Source organism: Bacillus sp. AFS018417 (assembly GCF_002560985.1).
In the GTDB taxonomy this organism is placed as follows: Bacteria; Bacillota; Bacilli; order Bacillales; family Bacillaceae_G; genus Bacillus_A; species Bacillus_A rhizoplanae.
Window position 1 is genome coordinate 203,240 of the sequence record NZ_NTTM01000030.1, and the last position, 19,525, is coordinate 222,764.

The 19,525-nt window shown below is 36.2% G+C and carries 18 protein-coding genes and 2 pseudogenes; 9 read left to right on the top strand and 11 right to left on the bottom strand.

Annotation, left to right across the window (positions count from 1 at the left end; genetic code table 11):
* Positions 1–235: 235 nt before the first annotated feature.
* Positions 236–1,414, bottom strand: a complete 1,179-nt coding sequence (locus tag CN326_RS13545; protein ID WP_098309536.1) for a M20 metallopeptidase family protein — start codon at positions 1,412–1,414, stop codon at positions 236–238.
* Between the two features lie 319 nt (positions 1,415–1,733).
* Between CN326_RS13545 and CN326_RS13550 the strand changes: the two genes are divergently transcribed.
* Genes CN326_RS13550 through dltD form a run of 5 tightly spaced genes read left to right on the top strand, consistent with a single transcriptional unit; the run spans position 1,734 to position 6,064 of the window.
* Entirely contained in the window at positions 1,734–1,880 is a 147-nt protein-coding gene (locus CN326_RS13550) for a teichoic acid D-Ala incorporation-associated protein DltX (protein ID WP_098309537.1), read from the top strand.
* A gap of 12 nt (positions 1,881–1,892) precedes the next feature.
* Positions 1,893–3,407 carry a D-alanine--poly(phosphoribitol) ligase subunit DltA gene (dltA, locus tag CN326_RS13555; protein ID WP_098309538.1) on the top strand — a complete coding sequence of 505 codons (1,515 nt, stop codon included), beginning with the start codon at positions 1,893–1,895 and terminating at the stop codon, positions 3,405–3,407.
* Complete coding sequence (gene dltB, locus CN326_RS13560; RefSeq protein ID WP_098309539.1) at positions 3,404–4,594, top strand: D-alanyl-lipoteichoic acid biosynthesis protein DltB; 1,191 nt, start codon at positions 3,404–3,406, stop codon at positions 4,592–4,594. The genes dltA and dltB overlap by 4 nt, the downstream gene beginning before the upstream one ends.
* Positions 4,595–4,652: 58 nt before the next feature.
* On the top strand, positions 4,653–4,892 hold the full coding sequence (gene dltC, locus CN326_RS13565) for a D-alanine--poly(phosphoribitol) ligase subunit DltC (protein WP_098309540.1): 240 nt from the start codon (positions 4,653–4,655) through the stop codon (positions 4,890–4,892).
* The gene (gene dltD / locus CN326_RS13570; protein ID WP_098309541.1) at positions 4,889–6,064 is read left to right on the top strand and encodes a D-alanyl-lipoteichoic acid biosynthesis protein DltD; all 1,176 of its coding nucleotides are present in this window, start codon (positions 4,889–4,891) and stop codon (positions 6,062–6,064) included. The genes dltC and dltD overlap by 4 nt, the downstream gene beginning before the upstream one ends.
* A gap of 32 nt (positions 6,065–6,096) precedes the next feature.
* On the opposite strand, the gene CN326_RS13575 is transcribed toward dltD, so the two are convergent.
* Positions 6,097–7,182, bottom strand: a complete 1,086-nt coding sequence (locus tag CN326_RS13575; protein ID WP_098309542.1) for an NAD(P)H-dependent flavin oxidoreductase — start codon at positions 7,180–7,182, stop codon at positions 6,097–6,099.
* Between the two features lie 118 nt (positions 7,183–7,300).
* Between CN326_RS13575 and CN326_RS13580 the strand changes: the two genes are divergently transcribed.
* Together CN326_RS13580 and CN326_RS24650 are read left to right on the top strand one after the other, a co-directional pair.
* Positions 7,301–8,203 carry a S66 peptidase family protein gene (locus CN326_RS13580; RefSeq protein WP_098309586.1) on the top strand — a complete coding sequence of 301 codons (903 nt, stop codon included), beginning with the start codon at positions 7,301–7,303 and terminating at the stop codon, positions 8,201–8,203.
* 101 nt (positions 8,204–8,304) lie between these two features.
* The gene (locus tag CN326_RS24650) at positions 8,305–8,604 is read left to right on the top strand and encodes a hypothetical protein (protein WP_176524619.1); all 300 of its coding nucleotides are present in this window, start codon (positions 8,305–8,307) and stop codon (positions 8,602–8,604) included.
* Positions 8,605–8,630: 26 nt separating this feature from the next.
* Here CN326_RS24650 and CN326_RS13590 read toward each other — a convergent pair whose 3' ends face one another.
* Positions 8,631–9,029 (bottom strand): SseB family protein, encoded by a 399-nt coding sequence (locus CN326_RS13590; protein ID WP_098309544.1) that lies wholly within the window; start codon positions 9,027–9,029, stop codon positions 8,631–8,633.
* Positions 9,030–9,367: 338 nt separating this feature from the next.
* Between CN326_RS13590 and CN326_RS13595 the strand changes: the two genes are divergently transcribed.
* On the top strand, positions 9,368–9,550 hold the full coding sequence (locus tag CN326_RS13595) for a DUF3913 family protein (RefSeq protein ID WP_098309545.1): 183 nt from the start codon (positions 9,368–9,370) through the stop codon (positions 9,548–9,550).
* Between the two features lie 24 nt (positions 9,551–9,574).
* Here the strand turns inward: CN326_RS13595 and CN326_RS13600 are convergent, their stop codons facing one another.
* The 3 genes and pseudogenes from CN326_RS13600 to pdxR all read right to left on the bottom strand — a co-directional run bounded on the left by CN326_RS13600 (position 9,575) and on the right by pdxR (position 12,486).
* Positions 9,575–10,603, bottom strand: coding sequence for a CPBP family intramembrane glutamic endopeptidase (locus CN326_RS13600; protein WP_098309587.1), 1,029 nt, complete (start codon positions 10,601–10,603; stop codon positions 9,575–9,577).
* A gap of 158 nt (positions 10,604–10,761) precedes the next feature.
* Positions 10,762–10,890 (bottom strand): annotated as a pseudogene (locus tag CN326_RS25420) (ABC transporter permease); the annotation flags it as partial.
* Positions 10,891–11,040: 150 nt separating this feature from the next.
* Complete coding sequence (pdxR, locus tag CN326_RS13605; protein WP_098309546.1) at positions 11,041–12,486, bottom strand: MocR-like pyridoxine biosynthesis transcription factor PdxR; 1,446 nt, start codon at positions 12,484–12,486, stop codon at positions 11,041–11,043.
* A 252-nt stretch (positions 12,487–12,738) separates the two neighbouring features.
* Between pdxR and CN326_RS13610 the strand changes: the two genes are divergently transcribed.
* On the top strand, positions 12,739–13,650 hold the full coding sequence (locus CN326_RS13610) for a DMT family transporter (RefSeq protein WP_098309547.1): 912 nt from the start codon (positions 12,739–12,741) through the stop codon (positions 13,648–13,650).
* A gap of 77 nt (positions 13,651–13,727) precedes the next feature.
* On the opposite strand, the pseudogene CN326_RS13615 reads toward CN326_RS13610, so the two are convergent.
* The 5 genes and pseudogenes from CN326_RS13615 to CN326_RS13635 form a co-directional block, all read right to left on the bottom strand.
* Positions 13,728–13,847, bottom strand: a pseudogene (locus tag CN326_RS13615) (class 1b ribonucleoside-diphosphate reductase subunit beta); the annotation flags it as partial.
* Between the two features lie 280 nt (positions 13,848–14,127).
* Positions 14,128–15,345 (bottom strand): acyl-CoA dehydrogenase family protein, encoded by a 1,218-nt coding sequence (locus tag CN326_RS13620; protein WP_098309548.1) that lies wholly within the window; start codon positions 15,343–15,345, stop codon positions 14,128–14,130.
* A 12-nt stretch (positions 15,346–15,357) separates the two neighbouring features.
* Positions 15,358–16,545 (bottom strand): CaiB/BaiF CoA transferase family protein, encoded by a 1,188-nt coding sequence (locus CN326_RS13625; RefSeq protein ID WP_098309549.1) that lies wholly within the window; start codon positions 16,543–16,545, stop codon positions 15,358–15,360.
* A 100-nt stretch (positions 16,546–16,645) separates the two neighbouring features.
* Positions 16,646–18,028: a putrescine aminotransferase gene (locus CN326_RS13630; RefSeq protein WP_098309550.1), complete on the bottom strand. Its 1,383-nt coding sequence runs from the start codon at positions 18,026–18,028 to the stop codon at positions 16,646–16,648.
* A complete protein-coding gene (locus CN326_RS13635) occupies positions 18,029–19,522 on the bottom strand; it encodes an aldehyde dehydrogenase family protein (protein WP_098309551.1) in 1,494 nt (497 codons plus the stop codon).
* Positions 19,523–19,525 lie beyond the last annotated feature (3 nt).

A 19,525-nucleotide genomic window follows, 5' to 3' on the forward strand; every position in this document is an offset into this window, starting at 1 on the left:
CAATAAAAAAGATAACATTAGATTAATTGATAATAATTATCAAAGTCAATAAATTTTTTTTTTAAAATTAATGAAAAGATACAAGCTTGTCCGTAAGACATACATATATTATAAATGAGCATAGTTCTTTCTTAACCCTCTCTAACGGAAAGAAATAGAAGCAACTGCGATATTTGCAGTTGCCTTTTTTTATCTCGTAATATAATTTCAACTATCCACTGTTTGTTAATTTACTTTATCCTTTTAATAGCTTCATTGCCGCTTGCAAAAATAATTGTGCACCACGAATTAATGCCGTTTCATCCACATCAAATTTCGGATGATGATGTGGATAACAAGTATCTTTATTTACATTTCCCGTCCCTAACTTTACAAAACAACCTGGAGCCTTTTGTAAGTATGCAGAAAAGTCCTCGCCTCCCATAGAAGGGGAAAGTGAGATAATACTTTCTTTTCCAAACAGTTCAATGGCACTATCTTCTACTACCTTTGTTACATAGGAATCATTTATTACCGGATTGTATCCGTAACGATACGTATATGAGTACGTTGCATCATGCGCTGCTGTAATCCCCTTCACAATTTGTTCAATAATTTCTTTAGATTCTTGTCGTAATGTGTTCTCAAAGCAACGCACCGTTCCTACAATCATTGCTGTCTCAGGAATGATATTATCAGCTGTTCCTGCATGAAATTGCGTGACCGATACCACTCGTTGTTCAAACGCATCCGTCCGTCTTGACACAAGATGTTGCAAATTCGTAATAATTTGTGCCCCTATTGCAATCGGATCCACTGTTTGTTTCGGATGAGCAGCATGTCCTCCTCTTCCTTTAACTTCAATTGTAAATACATCCGGTGCTGCCATCATTGGTCCGTAGGAAATTCCTATTTGTCCACTTCCTAGCCCTGACATTACATGAAGACCGATGACATAATCTACTCCATCCATAACTCCCGCTTCCACCATCTCTTGTCCTCCACCAGGGTATTGTTCTTCAGCATGTTGAAACAAAAGACGAATTTCTCCACCCCACTCTTCATCATATTTCACTAAGGCCTCGGCTACACCTAACAAAATTGCCGTATGTGCATCATGACCGCAAGCATGCATAACTCCTGGTACACTAGATGCATACGGCTTCATCGTTTGTTCCTGAATCGGAAGTGCATCTATATCTGCTCGAATCGCAATAATATTGCCTGAACCTTTTCCTTTTCGTCTTGCCATTACACTACATGCTGTTGGTCTTGTTAAGTTAAAATAAGAAAATGAGTGTAATGTATCATATATAAACTGTGCTGTATGCTTCTCCTGAAATGACAATTCAGGGTGCTGATGTAAATAACGTCGCCACATTCGAATATTTTCTTCAGAAAGATATAATAACCAATCTACTTGAGATGATTTCATTCGTTTCAACCCCTTATTCTATTTTTAACAATCTTATTCCATCATAATGACCGTATCCCTTTGTATAACAAGAGTTTATGTGCGATTTTAGTTAAAGGGAATATAACCTTACCTCTTTCAATTGTAATGGAATTACAATTCTATCTAGAATGTAATATAATTGTTAAGTTAGGGATTTTCTTTTTTAACATTTAGTGCTACTATCAGAAAAGAGCCTTTTTGCCTTACACTTCCCTAAAGTGTGGGATTTCTGTGTTTTTCAAAGTGATGTAGGATATGATACTTACATACGGATACTATTTTATAGAGGGGGAAAGACATGAAAATATTAAAAGAAATATGGTCTCAACCACTCACGCAATGGGTTGCAAAAACTTGTTACTACCTTGCGATTTTACTTGCTTTACTATGGTTGTATGGGTTCCAAGATACAAACACAAGTACATTTATTTACAATGAATTTTAGGGTGGGAGCGTTATGAAGTTATTAGAACAAATCGAAAAGTGGGCGGTTGAAACGCCTGACCAAACCGCTTTCGTTTGGCGAGATGCGAAAATTACATACAGACAATTAAAAGAAGATTCTGATGCATTAGCATATTGGATTTCTTCCCAATATGGAGATGATCGTTCACCAATTATGGTATACGGGCATATGCAGCCAGAAATGATAGTCTGTTTCTTAGGATGTGTCAAAGCTGGACATGCGTATATTCCAGTAGACGTGTCAATTCCAACTGATCGTGTGCTGCGCATTGCAGAAAGTTCTGGTGCAAAGCTACTTTTATCTCCAACAGATGTTACAGTGGCTGATTTACCAGTTCAGATTGTTGATGGAAAGAAATTAGAAGATATTCTTCTTACTCATAAAGGAAACATTGCAAATCCTGAATATGCAGTACAGGGTGAAGACAACTTCTACATCATTTACACATCAGGGAGTACAGGAAACCCAAAAGGTGTACAAATTACGTATAATTGTCTTGTAAGTTTCACAAAATGGACAGTTGAAGATTTCAACTTACAAACTGGACAAGTCTTTTTAAACCAAGCGCCATTCTCATTTGACTTATCTGTTATGGACATTTATCCGTCATTAGTAACAGGTGGTACACTATGGGCAATTGATAAAGATATGATTGCACGTCCAAAAGATTTATTTGCTTCTTTAGAACAATCAGATGTACAAGTTTGGACGTCTACACCATCCTTTGCAGAAATGTGTTTAATGGAGCCATCTTTCTCAGAAGGTATGCTTCCAAACATGAAAACATTCTTATTCTGTGGTGAAGTACTGTCTAATGATGTTGCAAGAAAACTGTTAGAGCGCTTCCCAAAAGCTACTATTATGAATACGTATGGACCAACAGAAGCGACTGTTGCTGTAACTGGTATTCATGTAACAAATGAAGTAGTAGACAAATATCAATCTCTTCCAGTCGGTTACTGTAAATCAGATTGCCGTATCATCATTATGAAAGAAGATGGTACTGTTGCAGCTGATGGTGAGAAGGGTGAAATCGTAATCGTTGGTCCGAGTGTAAGTATTGGATACTTAGGAAGCCCTGAATTAACAGAAAAAGCATTCACAGTTATTGACGGCGAACGTGCTTATAAAACTGGTGACGCTGGTTATTTAGAAAATGGACTTCTTTTCTATAATGGTCGTCTTGATTTCCAAATTAAGCTACACGGTTATCGTATGGAATTAGAAGAAATTGAACATCACCTTCGTTCATGTTCGTATGTGGAAGCTGCTGTGGTACTTCCAATTAAAAAAGGTGAAAAATACGACTACTTATTAGCGGTTGTTGTTCCAGGTGAACATTCTTTTGAAAAAGAATTCAAATTAACATCTGCGATAAAAAAGGAACTCAATGAACGATTACCAAATTACATGATTCCACGAAAATTCATGTATCAATCTTCTATTCCAATGACACCCAATGGAAAAGTAGACCGTAAAAAATTATTGAGTGAGGTTACAGCATGATCCCATATGCATCATTTTATTTTTTCGTGATTGTGGGCATTTTGCTTATCCCTACCATCATTGCTGGGTTACAAGGGAAAATGCTGCGCAAATATAATGCAGTTGTAACACTTATTATGTTGGCAATTATCTTTTCTGATAAACCAACACAAGCTGTTGCATTGGCAATATTTGCAATTTGGCAATTTGTTTTAATTAAAGGATATTTAACGTTGCGACAGCGTGATAACAAAACAAGTATCTTTTGCACTGCTGTTATTTTATCGATCTTACCGCTTATCTTAGTAAAAATTACACCTGTTGTACCAGCTTTAAAATCAATCGTATTTTTTGATATACCAGCTATGAAATTAGTCGTATTTCTTGGTATATCATACGTAACATTTAGAGCAGTACAAATGATATTTGAAATTCGCGATGGACTTATTAAAGAAATATCACTATTTAAGTTCTGGGAGTTTCTTCTGTTCTTCCCTGCAATTTCAACAGGTCCAATTGATCGATATCGTCGCTTCCAAAAAGATGTAGAGAACCCACCATCAGCTGATGAGTATAAGGTAATGCTTTATACGGGAATCAATCGTATTTTCCAGGGTTTTCTTTACAAATTTATTATTGCGTACTTAATTAAAAATCATTTTTGGGATGCAGCAATTTCTAAACAAGCTACATTTATTTCATTTATGACTGATATGTACTCTTATAGTTTATATCTATTCTTTGACTTTGCAGGATATAGCGCATTCGTAATTGGTGTAAGTTATATGATGGGTATTAAAACGCCTGAAAACTTTAACAAGCCTTTTTTAAGTCGTAATATTAAGGACTTCTGGAACCGCTGGCACATGAGCTTATCATTTTGGTTCCGCGACTTTATTTATATGCGCTTTGTCTTTTTTGCGACAAAGAAAAAACTAATTAAAAACCGTTATACAATTTCTTATATCGGTGCATTTTTAAACTTTGGAATTATGGGAATTTGGCATGGACTAACGTGGTATTATATTACGTATGGCTTATATCATGCAATTTTGTTTATTGCATTTGATATTTTTGAACGAAAAAACAAAAAACATAAGTTTTGGCCAAATAATAAATTCACACATGCCCTTGGAATTATCATTACATTCCACTTCGTTTGTCTCGGTCTCCTACTCTTCTCAGGTAACCTAGGTAGACACTTTTAGTTAAAAACTTCTTAGGAAGTTACACATCATACATTATGGATATAAAGGAGAATACACAATGGCTGAATTTAAAGATCAAGTATTAGATATTTTAGAAGAAGTATGTGAAAATGATATTGTAAAAGAAAATACAGATGTACAATTATTTGAAGAAGGTATTCTTGATTCTTTCGGTACAGTATCTTTATTAGTAGAATTTCAAGAACGTTTAGGTATTGAAGTGCCTATTTCTGACTTTGATCGTGACGAATGGGCAACGCCAAACATGATTGTTAAGAAACTGGAAGATATGCGATGAAAAAACCAACGTTTGGCCCGATGCTTCTAGCATTTGCTCTTTTTTGCGTGGTGTTACTTATTCCATCACGCTTCCTCTTACCACTTATCGGGGAGCAAAAGGTCAACGATGCCTCAACATCTTTAAACAAAGAAATGTTCCAGGGCATTGCACTGCAACAAAAAGCGCTAGAAGATCCAAAATACCTTCCGATGTACGGTTCATCGGAATTTTCTCGGTTAGATGTATATCATCCATCTAACTACTTTAAAGTGAAAAATGAAGAATTTACTCCGTTTCTTATCGGTCGCGGTGGAACACAAAGTCTTACTCATGTGTTAAATCTAGCATCGTCAATGGATCAGTTAAAAGATCGCAAAATTGTCTTCGTCCTTTCACCGCAATGGTTTGTAAAACAAGGGCTAGACGAAGTTCATTTTGCGCCAAACTTTTCATCTCAGCAAGCGTACCATCTCATCTTTAATGATGAATTAAAGCCTGAGACGAAAAAAGAAATCGCAAACCGCTTATTAAGTTTTGAAATTGTTCGTAAAGATACACTCCTAAAAACTTCTTTAGAAGGAATCGTATATGACGATACAAAACATAAAGTGAAAGCAGCGGCGGCAAAACCATTTGCGTATGTATATCGTAACATTTTAGATCGTAAAGATTTAGTTACATCAATGTTTGATATTAAACCGCGAAAAACACATACAGATGCTGAATTAAAATCCCTTGCATGGAACGATATTCGTAACCATGCAGAAAAAACTGGCGAAGTAGAATCTCAAACGAATCCATTCGGCATTGAAGATCGCTACTATGACCAAAAGATTAAGGATAAATTAAAACGTCTAAAAGGATATCGAGCAAATGAATCATTCGATGAATCGCCAGAATATGACGATTTCCAATTAGTTTTAGACATTTTAAAACAACAGCATGCAAAACCATTATTCATTTCTGTTCCAGTTAATGGTCCATGGTATGATTATGCTGGATTCCCGAAAGAACGACGTGATGTATACTATAAAAAAATAAATGAACAAATTGAAAAAGCTGGATTCCCAGTTGCAGATTTTTCAAGCCATGAATATGATAAGTATTTCTTAAAAGATACTATGCATTTGGGTTGGAAAGGCTGGGTATATGTCGATGAGGCAATTCAGCAATTTTATGAGAGTAACTAAAAAAGAACGCTTGAATTTTCAAGCGTTCTTTTTTATATATAGATTGTACTTTGTAATCTTTCTAATGTCTCTTTCGCTTCTTTAATCACTCGCATTATAACTTGCTGCGCCTCTTCTGTTCTGGCTAAAGCAGAAGCTTGTCCTGCCCAAAGCGACATATATTGGCGGTTATTTTGTATCGCTGCTGCTTGACGAATTTCTGTTGTTAATACATTTTGAATTGGATATACAGGAAATTTTCCTTCTTTACTTTCCAATTGTTCAATAAAAGTATTTCGAATCCCTCTCGCATATTTACCCGAAAATGCACGAGTCATTGTCGTACTTTGGTCTGTACTCATTATAATTGCTTCTTTATGCGCCTCATGGGCTATACTTTCATAACATGTTAAAAATGCTGTACCCATTTGTACCCCTTCTGCACCAAGTGCATAGGCTGCCACTACTCCCCGTCCATCCATAATCCCACCTGCCGCCACAATTGGAATATGCGGAACAGCATCAACAAGCTGTGGAATAAGCGCAGTTGTTCCAATCATAGAATCTTGTTCTTTTCCTACAAATGTTCCACGATGTCCCCCTGCTTCACTTCCTTGCCCAACAATAATATCTACTCCTAAATGAGCCAATATCTTCCCTTCTGCTACATTCGTTGCCGTGCCAATTACTTTTATGCCATTTCTTTTTAATAATTCTATCTCCTCCTGTTCTGGTGTATCAAAAGTAAAACTAAAAACAGGAACATTCTCCTCAATAAGAACTTGTAGCTGCTCTTTGTAACTTTTCGGCAGCTGTAACGTTTGCTTTGCTATTCCCAATTGCAATTTTTCTCGAATGGGCTTTAACAGATTTTGTGCCTCTTCTACTTGTTTTTCGTCAACTTCCATTTCTTTTGTAATAAATAAGTTCACCGCAAACGGATTATCAGTTAACTGACGAATAGTACGTACAGCTAAACGGATTTGTTCAGGGCTCATATATCCTGCACCTAATGTACCTAACCCTCCACTATTAGATACAGCTGCTACTAGCTCTGGGGTTACAATTGTTCCTGCCATCCCAGCTTGAATAATAGGGTATGTAATTTCCAATTTCTCGCATACTCGACTATGGAACATTTTTTCTTCTCCCCTTTCTCTTATACTTTCTTGTCATGCCAAATGATTTCCTTCTTTTCACAAGGATTGAATATCCTATAAGCGAATATAGTGAAAGAAAGGGGGGTGGGGAAATTTGATGCAGTATCCCAAACCATTAAAATACGGAGATACCGTTATGATCATTGCTCCAGCAGGTCCACCATCTATAGAGCATATTCTTCAAGCAAAGCAGAAATTAGAGGAAATAGGATTGGTCGTTATAATTGGACAGAGCGTACAAGAAAAACGAGGCTATTTAGCCGGAGATGATGCGATTCGTGTTCATGACTTACACAAAGCCTTTGCAGATCCATATGTAAAAGCTATTTTTTGCGCAAGAGGTGGATATGGTACTGGTCGCCTTTTATCTTATATTAATTATGCACTAATTCGAGATAATCCAAAAATCTTTTGGGGGTATAGCGATATTACTGCCCTACATATTGCTTTTGGACAATTCTCACAACTCGTTACTTTCCATGGTCCCATGATGGAGGAAGTTGGAAAGGGTCTTGATTCTCTCTCTTTCTCCTTTTTCAAACAACTCTTCCATCCGTACTCTATTATTTTGGAAGGAGTAGAATTTATTCATTCTTTCTCTTGTTCTATCACAGCTCCTCTTGTAGGGGGCAATTTAGCTGTAATTACAAGCACACTCGGTACACCTTACGAAATCGATACAAAAAATAAACTACTTTTATTAGAAGAAATTGCAGAAGAACCGTATCGTATTGATCGCATGTTAAATCAATTACGCTTAGGAAAAAAATTTGAACAGTGTGCTGGCGTTATCTTTGCAAGTTGTCACAACTGTACATCTACAAAGCCATCTTTATCTATTTCTGACATTCTGCATGATCACATTACATCTTATAATATCCCTCTTTTAAGCGGCTTACCAATTGGGCATATAAAGTCAAACATAGGAGTGCCTCTTGGCGTTCCTGCTAAAATAAATGGACAACAAAAAATACTTTCCATATCATCTGGTATTAAGTGAAACTTCCATCAGTGTGGGCTTCTTCATCCTCCACCAATCTTCTTCGGTTTCTCTGAATCTTGAAGGGGGAATCTCATATTTCTCGTTAATGCGAGGGAAATTTGTATAGAAATAATAAAGGAGAAGCTTTTTGCTTCTCCTTTTTCCATTCAGTTATTGTTGTTGTTATTGTTGTTATTTCTGTAATTCCAGTAATTCCAGTGATTCCAGCAACAGTTGTATTTGTTTTTGTTATTATTATTATTGTTGTTATTATTGTTATTATTGTTATTATTATTGTTGTTATTACGGTTTTTCCAATTGTACAAGTTATCCCAGCAGCAGTTGTTGTTATTATTATTGTTATTATTGTCAGCCATCTATGTCCATCCCCCCTTGGTCAAGCTACTAATACTATATGACGCAAAGGAAAAATGGTAACGGTACTTTATAGATAATAATTAAAAATTCTTCTTGAAGCAATATCAGCAATTTCTGGAGGTGTAAATGTTTTATCAAGATCTGTACCAATGTTTAAGACTGCCGTTGCTTCAGCATCAATGTTCTCAAATAATTCTTTTCCACGAATCGTAATAACAGGCACATCTTCAGGCAGTACGGCTTGTAAAAATTCAAGCTGTGTAAAGAATGGTAAAATCCATCTTCCATCACCTTGGAAATAACGTAAATGCACTGTTCCTTGTGAATCTCCTTCTTCAATATCAACTGTCCCTGCAACATAAACGTATGTTGTTAACAATGTTTCGTAAAATTCTTTTTGTTTTTGTTTATCATGATCAGCTAATGCTAATAATGTTTCTAGTTTTTTTTCTGGAATATGTGCCATACGTTGCCACCCCTGTTTTCAAAATTATTGTAATGTAATTATACAAAATATTCTTATTTTTTTCTATAAAATTATTCTTTATTTTCTTACTATAATATTAAAGTGAAACTTTACTACAACCTTTATATAAGCAATTTAAAACTTCTTCAGCTGTAACAAGTGTTGCAGACTTATTGTGACGGTCCAGAAATGTCATTAACACCTAATATTAAACATGGCTTTCCCGAATGAAATTTTTTTTTGTTAAATTCATTCAAAAAATACGTAAAAACCCCTTACAAAAAGAATAAAAATGTATTATCATGTATTAAAATACAAAATAAGAAAGGGGCATCACGGTGAAAATTTGGTTTTACGAAAAAACAAAGACAATGGATGATTTGCTTGGTATCTGGGACAATGTTCCAACTATTCCGAGAATCGGTGAAAAAGTAGAAATTTTAAAGCAAGTACGTACTGTAACAGATATTAAATATATAAAAAACGGAAACAATTTCCACGTAGAAATACTTATTTACTAAAGAGAAAAGCTCTCCGTATTCCCTTTAGGAGAGCCTTCCTCTTTCATCTGCTTTTTTGATCACAATCATATCATCAACTAGTTCCACTTTTACGTAATCACGTTCTTCTAAACACAAATGATTGACAGCCTCATCAGGCAATTCGACAGCCATATAGCGCTCTGTTAATACAACTTGGCTATATGCGGCTTGCTGTGCAATCCAATTAGCTTGTTTTTCCTCTTGAATCACTCGTAGTGATGGCAATCCAACTTCTTTTACTGTGCGCCAATTGTTACGAATAAAGGGAACAAGCCATAATAAACTAATGATAATAATAGCTAAACCAATCCATAAATTACTTTGCGCTTGTAGATCAGCAATTTTCACTGTTTCTTGTGCACTACTACTATCACTAAATTGAATGATGCTAACAACACTATTGTTTAAAGCATGCACAATGATATTGGTCCATAAGCTTTTCGTCTTAATATATAACAGGCACATGATTACGCCAAATAAAAACGCACCAATCACATCTATATGCCCGAATCCAAAAATAAGTGAAGAAACGATAATAGCACGTTTCAGCCCCCATTTATACGCCATTCGATTTAAGAAAAAGCCTCGAAAAATCACTTCCTCCATAATTGGTGCAAATATACAAGCTGAAATTACACTAAAAATCTTTGTAAAAGTAGTGCTCATATTAATAACATTGCCATCATTCAATAAATCAACTAGAAAGTTAGGAATCAGCTGAGCTAATATGTAAAACTGAATAAAAGACATACCAAATGCAAAAATCATTCCCATAGCCGTAGCAATCAAAATTAACGCCCATGGAATTGATGCTGGTTTATCAAAAAAACTTGTAAATACTGCGTTATGTTTTCTCATCTTATAAAATAACCAAAGTAATGGAAAAACAAAGAAAACCAATGTTTCTGAAACAAACTCAAATGAACTACTTTCAGCACCTATTATGCCTAATGGAAGATATGTAGCCACCGCACCTAAAATCATCCATCCAAAAAAACTGCGAAGTCGAATACGCGAAAATGCAAGATTAATAGAAAACACCTCCAACATGATATGTTTATATTATAGTATCAATATGCTGTAATCTCTTCTTTTATTTATCAATTTGTTTTTATCTCATCCGATAACCGCAGAAAATAAATTCCCGTTCTTGAAACGATGCACTTGAAGCAATAAGTAAAACAGCTAGAAGACAATACTACTGTAAGCCGCTTCCTTGGATAAATTAATAATTGTTTAATTGCCCTTTTAGGAAATTCTTCTGTAATTGTGTGAGGTGCTAACCCACTTCCAAAGATTGTTGTAAATGTAACAATCATTTACATATTTTACTCCGCGAACATAATAAAGTCTTCCATTTTTATTTCACGTGGAGCGCATTTTTTATAATAACTACCCCTGTAATAGCCCCCAAATTCATCTTCTAACGATTTAATAAGGTTTTTCATATAAAAAAACAATATATAAAATTATATTAACCTCTTAACAATTTGAGAAATACGGTAAATTCCCTGTTTTATATCTGCCAAAGATGCATAAGAGTAGGAGAATCGCAAATATTGATTGCATACTGAGCTATATATATTTCCTGGATAAAATAATACGCCCTCGTCAAGCGCTGCTTCAAAAAGTTTTTGCATTGATATAGATGGAAGAATTTTTACCCAAATAAAAAAGCCCCCTTTAGGAATATTCCAGGTTGCAATTCCTCGTAAATATTTCTCTAATGCTTCTAACATTGTACGGAGACGAATAGTGAGGTTTACTCTAACCGTTTCAAGATGTTGAGTATATAAACCACTTGACAGCCATTCAGTAGCTGCCCATTGTGATAATGAACTGGACCCATAATCAATTTGCATTTTAATATCAGCTAAACGATCGATAACAGGCTCAGGACCAACAAGCCATCCTATTCTTAATCCAGGGCTCAATGTTTTAGAAAAACTACCAATATATAAAACTTGTCCATGTCTATCATTTGCTTTTAGTGGTAAAGGCGGAGCAGTATCGATCCATAATTCTCGATAAACATCATCTTCTATAATGGGAAGATTCTCTTTTTCACATACTTGCAAAAGCTCTTTTCGTCTCTTCTCTGACATGACAATACCTGTTGGATTATGAAAAGAAGGAATTGTATATATAATTGACTGATTTCGTTGTTTTTTTGCAGCAATATTAGTTGGTATTAATCCTTGATTATCTACTGAAAGACTAGAAAATTTCATTCCTGCTGATTGAAAAATATGTAGAGAATACAAATAGGATGGTTCTTCAAGAAGAATAGTTGATCCTTGTCGTAAAAGTCCAACTGAAATGAGTTGCAGTGCTTGTAAAGCACCTGAAACAATTAAAATGGAGTCAGGAGAACAAGTTATCCCGATTGTACTTAAATATTTGCTTAATTCTTGACGTAATGGTAAAAGCCCTTTCGGCACTTCATATCCTAAAGAGTCAATACGGTTTATACAACGGTGCATAACCGTATTTAAATTTTCTACAGAAAATAATTCAGAAGAAAGCTCCCCTTTCCCTAATTGAATTATATTTAAATCTGAATCTGCTTTATTAATTTCTTGTACGATCGATTGATTCGGCTTATAAAACCCTGTTTTTACAAACTTATTCCAATCAGGAGGAGCAGTATTTGCTAGTAATGTCCATGTATTATTGACTACTTTTGTACTAGCACCCATTTTCCCTTCAATTAAACCTTCCGCTTTTAATTCTTCTAAAGCTGTAACAACTGTACTTCGATTTACTCCAAACCATTTAGCTAGCTCACGTTGTGTCGGAAGTTTGCTTCCTATTGGCCATTCCCCGCTCATAATTTTATTTTTTATATAAACAACAACTTGTTGATATAACGGGAGGTGTGATGATTTACTTAACTTCCTATTTTCCTTCTCCATCAAAATCACCTACAATTGGTTGGTTTTTAAAACAATACAATTGGTTGAAGACATTTTACTAAATCCTTATTAACATAAAGTGAAACTTCCATCAGTGGTGACTTTTTTCATCCCACATTGATGGAAAGCTCTCACCAATCGGGCGCATTCCCCCACCTATCTTCCTCGCTTCTCTCTAAATCTTGAGGTGTGGGTCTTACTGCCCACGAATAGCTGGATAATAATCAATTAACATGATAAGGATGTGAAAATATGAAGAAACAATGGGATTTTCGAATCATAGCTACTTATGGATCTACAATTTTTCTTTGGGCTTCCGCTTTTCCAGCCATACGAGTCGGATTAGAATCCTATAATCCTGAGCATTTAGTTTTGCTTCGCCTATTAATCGCTTCGCTAGCACTTATCTTCTTCGCTATATTGACTCGCATGCAACTACCAGAATGGAGGGATATCCCTATTATTCTCGTATTAGGTTTGCTAGGATTTACTGTTTACCATGTAGCCCTAAGTGCCGGAGAGGCAACTATTAACGCAGGTACCGCAAGCCTACTCGTTTCTACCTCTCCCATTTTTTCATCCATATTAGCTGCTTTATTTCTGCATGAACGATTTGGGCTTCGTGGTTGGATTGGATCTATTATTAGCTTTTGTGGTGTCGCTATTCTTTCATTAGGAAAAGATGGTCATTTTACGCTCAATAGCGAGGTTTTGTTAATTCTTCTAGCATCCTTTTCAGAAAGCATATACTTTGTATTTCAAAATCGATATTTAAATAAATACGGGTTTCTTGCATTTACTTCCTATACAATTTGGTCTGGTACATTTTTCATGCTTTTCTTTCTCCCAGGGTTAGGAGAAAGAATTATGCATTCATCTATAGAAACAACACTTAGTGTTGTCTATTTAGGTCTCTTTCCTACTATGATTCCTTATTTTGCTCTAGCTTATATCATATCACGTATAGGGACATCCGAAGCAACAACTTCTTTATACTTAACACCCGCTCTAGCAATTATTATTTCTTGGATATGGATTGGAGAAATTCCCACTGTTTTATCAATAATAGGAGGGATAATAACTATATTCGGCGTTATTATAACAAATATAAAAGTTGATAAAAAAGAAACCCAAATAATGAAATTTGATAAAAATATTATGTAAACTATACATTTTACTTACTAAATGAAGAACAAGGCTATCTCCTTCTTTGAGACAACCTTGTTCTTCAACTTACTATATTAAAACTCAAAAATAATATCATCAGATAATTTTTCAACACTCGTTGCTTTTACAGAGAAGAAATCATGATTTTTCGTATCTGTACGTAAACCGTTTAATACGATTGAGTTAATTTCTTCTTAACTTTATCCCGCTATTCGCGGGCAATAATACTCCCACCTCAAAATTCGGTGAAAGCATTGTTCAGCTCTAGCGGCTAGAATCTCCGGTCGTTTCGCCCCCTCAGACGAGGCAAAAAGCACCTCTCCGCCTTAGGCTCCAACGTCCTGCGATTCTGAGCGAGCCGCTTCCGCTTTTCTAAAGAAGTTAGGTGGGAGATAAACTGCCCGTAAAAGCCCGATTGGTGAGGGCTAATAATCAGTGGGGGATGAAGAAACTCCCACTGATTAAAGTTTCACTTTATTTCGTTACCATTTCTGCTTCATTTTCTTCAAAAGGCCACTTCGGTAACATGTTACGAAGCTCCTTATCAGAACGATATCCAAGTGCGTATTCCGCTTGCATAATCGTATGAATTTCACGTGTTCCTTCGTAAATAACTGGAGCTTTTGCATTTCGTAAATATCGTTCTACTGGGAATTCATTCGAATATCCATAGGCACCGTGCACCTGCACTGCATCATTTGCAGCTTCAAATGCAGCATCACAAGCAATCCATTTTGCTAAAGATGTTTCCTGTGTGTTACGTTTCCCTTCATTTTTTAACCATCCTGCTTTGTAGACCAATAAACGTGATATTTCAAGATTCGCAGACATTTTCGCAATCATTTGCTGTACAAGCTGATGTTTTCCAATTTCTTTTCCAAATGTTTTACGCTCTTCACAATACTTTACACTCGCTTCTAAACTTGCTTGAATGAGCCCACACGCCCCTGCCGCTACTGTAAAACGGCCATTGTCTAATGATGCCATTGCAATTTTAAATCCTTCTCCCTCTTCTCCAAGAAGATTTTCCACCGGCACTTTCACATCATCTAGAAATACCTCTCCTGTATTGCCCGCTCTAATACCAAGCTTTCCTTTTATCGCTTTTGTCGATACCCCAGGAAATGTTCGTTCTACGATAAAACAAGAAATACCGCGGTGCTTTAATTCTGGATTTGTTTTTGCAAAAATTAAGAAGTGGTCTGCAACATCACATAAAGAAATCCATGTTTTAGATCCATTTAATACGTAGTAATCGCCTTGTTTTACCGCTGTTGTTTGCATAGCAACAACATCTGATCCTGCATTTGGTTCAGTTAAACCGAACGCCCCAATTTTTTCACCTTTCGCTTGTGGAACAAGGTACTTTTGTTTTTGTTCTTCTGTTCCCCATTGAAGAAGTGTCATGCTATTTAATCCCGTATGTACAGATACAGCTGTACGGAAAGCTGTGTCACCACGTTCTAATTCTTCACAAACAATAGCGAGCGTATTATAATCCATACCAACACCGCCATATTGCTCTGGAATACAAACGCCCATAAACTGTAACTCAGCTAAACGCTTCAAGATCTTTTCTTCAAAATGTCCTTTTTCATCCCATTCTTTAATGTATGGAATAATTTCATTATCTACAAATGATCTCACTACTTTTCTGACACTTTGTTGTTCTTCTGTTAAAGAAAAATTCATCTGTACTGCCTCCTATATCCATTGGTTTTTTTTCATTTCCGTAATGCTTTCCTGCGAATACCCCAGGTTTTTCAAAATCTGTTCTGTATGTTCCCCGTGAAGTGGCGGATGTTTCTGCATCCGCACTGGTGTCTTTGCAAGTTTTAATGGTGAACCTACAAGTGTAAGATTTTCAATAGTTGGATGTTCCATATGAATTGTCATATCTCTCGAAACTGCCTGCTCTGTTTCTAATGCTTCCTTCACGTTGAGAATTGGTCCATTTGGAATCCCTGCTTCATCCAAAAGTTGTTTCCAGTCCTCTTTCTTTTTCTTTTTCATTTCTTTTGCAATAATATCTACAAGTTCTTCCCTATGCAAAAGACGATTTGCATTTGTTTTATAGCGATCTAAACGAGATAAATCTTGTCTACCAAGTAACAAACAAAACTTATGAAACTGTTCATCATTTCCAACTGCAACAACAAGATCTCCATCCTCCGCCTGAAATACTTGATACGGAACAATATTCGGATGCTGGTTTCCAAGTCTCTCTGGCAATTCTCCTGTACACAAATAATTGCTTGCTACATTTACTAATGCCGCTAATTGTGAATCAAATAAAGAAATATCAATTTCTTGCCCTTCTCCTGTTCTATTTCGGTGCTGCAAAGCGGCTAAAATCCCAATACACGTAAAAAGACCTGTCAGCACATCTGCAATCGCAACTCCTACTTTTGCAGGCTCTTCATCCTTTCCTCCTGTTATACTCATAAGCCCACTCATAGCTTGAATCATATAATCATAACCAGGAAGATGTGAAGCAGGACCATTTTGGCCAAAACCGCTAATAGAAGCTAGAATAATATCTTCCTTCACCTCTTGTAACACTTCATAACCAAGTCCCATTCTCTCAAGTGTTCCAGGCTTGAAATTTTGTACAACGATATCAGCATGAGAAACAAGTTTTTTCAAAACATCCTTTCCCATTTGTGATTTTAAATTTAATGTAAGCGACTCTTTATTACGATTCGCACAAAGAAAGTAAGCGCTTTCTCCTCCTACGAAAGGCGGTCCCCATCCTCTCGTATCATCGCCATTTCCAGTATTCTCAATTTTTATTACCTCCGCTCCCAAATCACCGAGAATCATCGTACAAAAAGGACCGGCAAGAACCCGAGATAAATCAATAATTTTGATTCCGTGTAATGCTCCCTCCAACCCCTTCTCCTCCTATAGTAAAAACCAGTAAAACCAATTAGAGCGAACATAAGCATGGTGGTTTTACTGGTTTGTTTTTACACATTATTGTATGGAATGATTATTGTACTTTTACTTGTGCTAACACTGATTCGAAAGTATTGATTACCATATCTACTTCTTCATAACTAATTGTAAGAGACGGTTCAATACGAATTGTTTTTGAATTAATTAACGTTCCTGCAACAAGGATGCCTCGGTCAAACATTGCCTTCGATACCTCATAACCAATTTCATCTTTATGGAATTCGATACCAATCATTAAACCTTGACCACGAATTTCAAATACTTTGTCTTCGTGTCCTTCCGCAGCCCTTTTCAGCCCGTTTAAGAAATACTCCCCAACTTCCGCAGCTCGTTCTGGTAATTTGTCTTCCAATAATACATGGATTGTTGCAATTGCAGCAGCACATGCAAGTGGATTTCCACCAAATGTTGTTGTATGCATGAATGGGTTCTCAAACCAACTTTTAAATACTTTTTCTTTAGCAACAATTGCACCTGCTGGCATTACACCACCGCCAAATGCCTTCGCAAGACAAATAATATCTGGTACTACATCATATAATTCTGCAGCAAACATTTTCCCTGTACGTCCCATTCCAGTTTGCACTTCATCAAAAATGAGTAGTGATCCAAATTCATCACAGAGTTCTCTTACTTGTTTTAAATAATTTTCTGGAGGTAAAATAATACCGCCTTCTCCTTGAATTGGTTCTAAAATAACAGCTGCAACATCTTCCCCTACTAATGCACATGTTTCAAATGTTTTTCTCATCATCTCGATATCGCCAAATGGAACGTGACGGAAACCTGGAATTAATGGTAAAAATGGTTTACGGAACATTCCTTTTGCTGTTCCAGATAAAGATCCAAGACTCTTACCGTGGAAGGCACGTGTTGTTGAAATGAAAGTTGTTCGTTCACTATACATTTTTGCTAGTTTTAATGCCGCCTCCACACTTTCTGTACCACTATTCGTAAAGAAAGCATATTTCAAATCACCAGGTGTAATATCTGCTAAAATCTTTGCAAGAATCGCACGAAGTGGATCTAGTAAATCCTGACTATGCAATGCTTGACGCTTTAATTGATCCGTTACAGCTTTTACCACTTTCGGATTACGGTGTCCAACATTATAAATTCCGAATCCACCTAAACAATCAATATATTTTTTACCATTGATATCCATAAAACAAGATCCTTCATCAGACCATTCTACTGCTGCAAATTGCCCATCTTTTGTTACTGTTTTTCTATATGCAAGAAAACCAGGATTGACATGCTCTCTAAATCCATCTACTGTTTCTTTTTGAATCCAGTTAGCCTCTTCTTCGGAGACCTTTTCTTTTTCAATTAATTGCAGTACTTTCGTAATATAATCATTTACATTTGAATTGTTTACATCCTGCTCATTGAATTTACTTTCTACATTCGTCACCATTTATTTCACTCCTATAGTCTTTTTATTTGCAAACCAACCAATTGGTTCTACTTCTAGATTTATATTAATCTGCTTAATTTCTTGGAATTCTTCTAAACCAAACGTTCCTAAACTACGACCGATACCACTTTGCTTATATCCGCCCCAAGGCGCCTCGTTGTATGTTGGATGATAACTATTAATCCACGTAATCCCTGCGCGAAGCTTGCGGATTACGCGCATCGCTTTTGCGCCATCAACTGTAAATACACCTCCAGCTAAACCGTAATCTGTACCGTTTGCTAGCTCAATTGCTTCCTGTTCATCCTTAAACTTTTGGATAACTACAACAGGACCAAAAATTTCTTCCTGCACAATACGCATATCAGGTTTTACATTGACAAAGACTGTTGGTTCAATAAAGAAACCATCACCTTTTCCATCCGTTGTAATACGATTTCCTCCGCAAGCAATTTCTGCTCCTTCGTCTTTCCCAATCTCAATATATCGTAATACTTTTTCCATATGCTCTTGACTTACAAGTGGTCCCATCTCTGATTCTGGGTTATCACCAGGTCCAACATTAATTTGCTTTGCACGTTCTACGAAACGAGTAACAAATTTATCGTAAACGCTTTCTTGTACAAGAATTCTTGATCCTGCTGAACACACTTGTCCAGTACCCGCATAAATACCAAACAACGCATAATCGACCGCTGTTTCAAAATCTGCATCTGCAAAAATAATATTTGGAGATTTTCCGCCAAGTTCTAGCGAAATCTTTTTCATATTATCTGCCGCTGTTCTCATAATGTGCTTTCCAGTTTTCGTTCCACCTGTAAAAGAAACCATATCCACTTTACCGCTCGCCGCAATTTCATTTCCTACTGTTGGTCCGGCACCCATTACCATATTTGCAACACCTTTTGGTAATTCTATTTCCTCAAAAATTTCAAATAACTTCGTTGCAGTGATTGGTGTAACCTCAGACGGTTTAAATACAATCGTATTTCCAGCCGCTAAAGCAGGTGCAATTTTCCATACACTCATTAATAACGGATAATTCCAAGGAACAATTAATCCACAAACACCAACTGGTTCTCTGACTACCATAGCTTGCATTGGATCAGCTACATGATATGTTTGTCCATCTGGTTTTGTAATAAGCCCAGCATAATAACGGAAGCAAGCTGCCGCATCCCCAATATCACCTTCTGCCTCGCGATGTGTTTTTCCATTATCCATTGTTTCAAGACGTGTAAGTTCTTCCTTATTTTTATCAATTTCATCTGCTATTTTAAATAAATAAGATGCTCTTTCAGCCGCGGATGTTTCTGACCAAATTCCGCTATCAAAAGTCGCTCTTGCCACTTCTATTGCTTCTTTTGCATCCTCGATCGTTCCTTCAGGCGCATATGCGATAACCTTGCCATTCGCAGGGTTAATAATAGGTCGTTTCTCTTGATTACTAGACTCTCTCCATTCACCATTTAGATACATTTTTAAATCTAGCATTTT

Bases quoted from the DNA above. Each gene is read 5' to 3' on its own strand.
- CN326_RS13545 (WP_098309536.1), bottom strand. From the start codon at position 1,414: ATGAAATCATCTCAAGTAGATTGGTTATTATATCTTTCTGAAGAAAAT.
- CN326_RS13550 (WP_098309537.1), top strand. From the start codon at position 1,734: ATGAAAATATTAAAAGAAATATGGTCTCAACCACTCACGCAATGGGTT.
- dltA (WP_098309538.1), top strand. From the start codon at position 1,893: ATGAAGTTATTAGAACAAATCGAAAAGTGGGCGGTTGAAACGCCTGAC.
- dltB (WP_098309539.1), top strand. From the start codon at position 3,404: ATGATCCCATATGCATCATTTTATTTTTTCGTGATTGTGGGCATTTTG.
- dltC (WP_098309540.1), top strand. From the start codon at position 4,653: ATGGCTGAATTTAAAGATCAAGTATTAGATATTTTAGAAGAAGTATGT.
- dltD (WP_098309541.1), top strand. From the start codon at position 4,889: ATGAAAAAACCAACGTTTGGCCCGATGCTTCTAGCATTTGCTCTTTTT.
- CN326_RS13575 (WP_098309542.1), bottom strand. From the start codon at position 7,182: ATGTTCCATAGTCGAGTATGCGAGAAATTGGAAATTACATACCCTATT.
- CN326_RS13580 (WP_098309586.1), top strand. From the start codon at position 7,301: ATGCAGTATCCCAAACCATTAAAATACGGAGATACCGTTATGATCATT.
- CN326_RS13590 (WP_098309544.1), bottom strand. From the start codon at position 9,029: ATGGCACATATTCCAGAAAAAAAACTAGAAACATTATTAGCATTAGCT.
- pdxR (WP_098309546.1), bottom strand. From the start codon at position 12,486: ATGGAGAAGGAAAATAGGAAGTTAAGTAAATCATCACACCTCCCGTTA.
- CN326_RS13610 (WP_098309547.1), top strand. From the start codon at position 12,739: ATGAAGAAACAATGGGATTTTCGAATCATAGCTACTTATGGATCTACA.
- CN326_RS13620 (WP_098309548.1), bottom strand. From the start codon at position 15,345: ATGAATTTTTCTTTAACAGAAGAACAACAAAGTGTCAGAAAAGTAGTG.
- CN326_RS13630 (WP_098309550.1), bottom strand. From the start codon at position 18,028: ATGGTGACGAATGTAGAAAGTAAATTCAATGAGCAGGATGTAAACAAT.
- CN326_RS13635 (WP_098309551.1), bottom strand. From the start codon at position 19,522: ATGCTAGATTTAAAAATGTATCTAAATGGTGAATGGAGAGAGTCTAGT.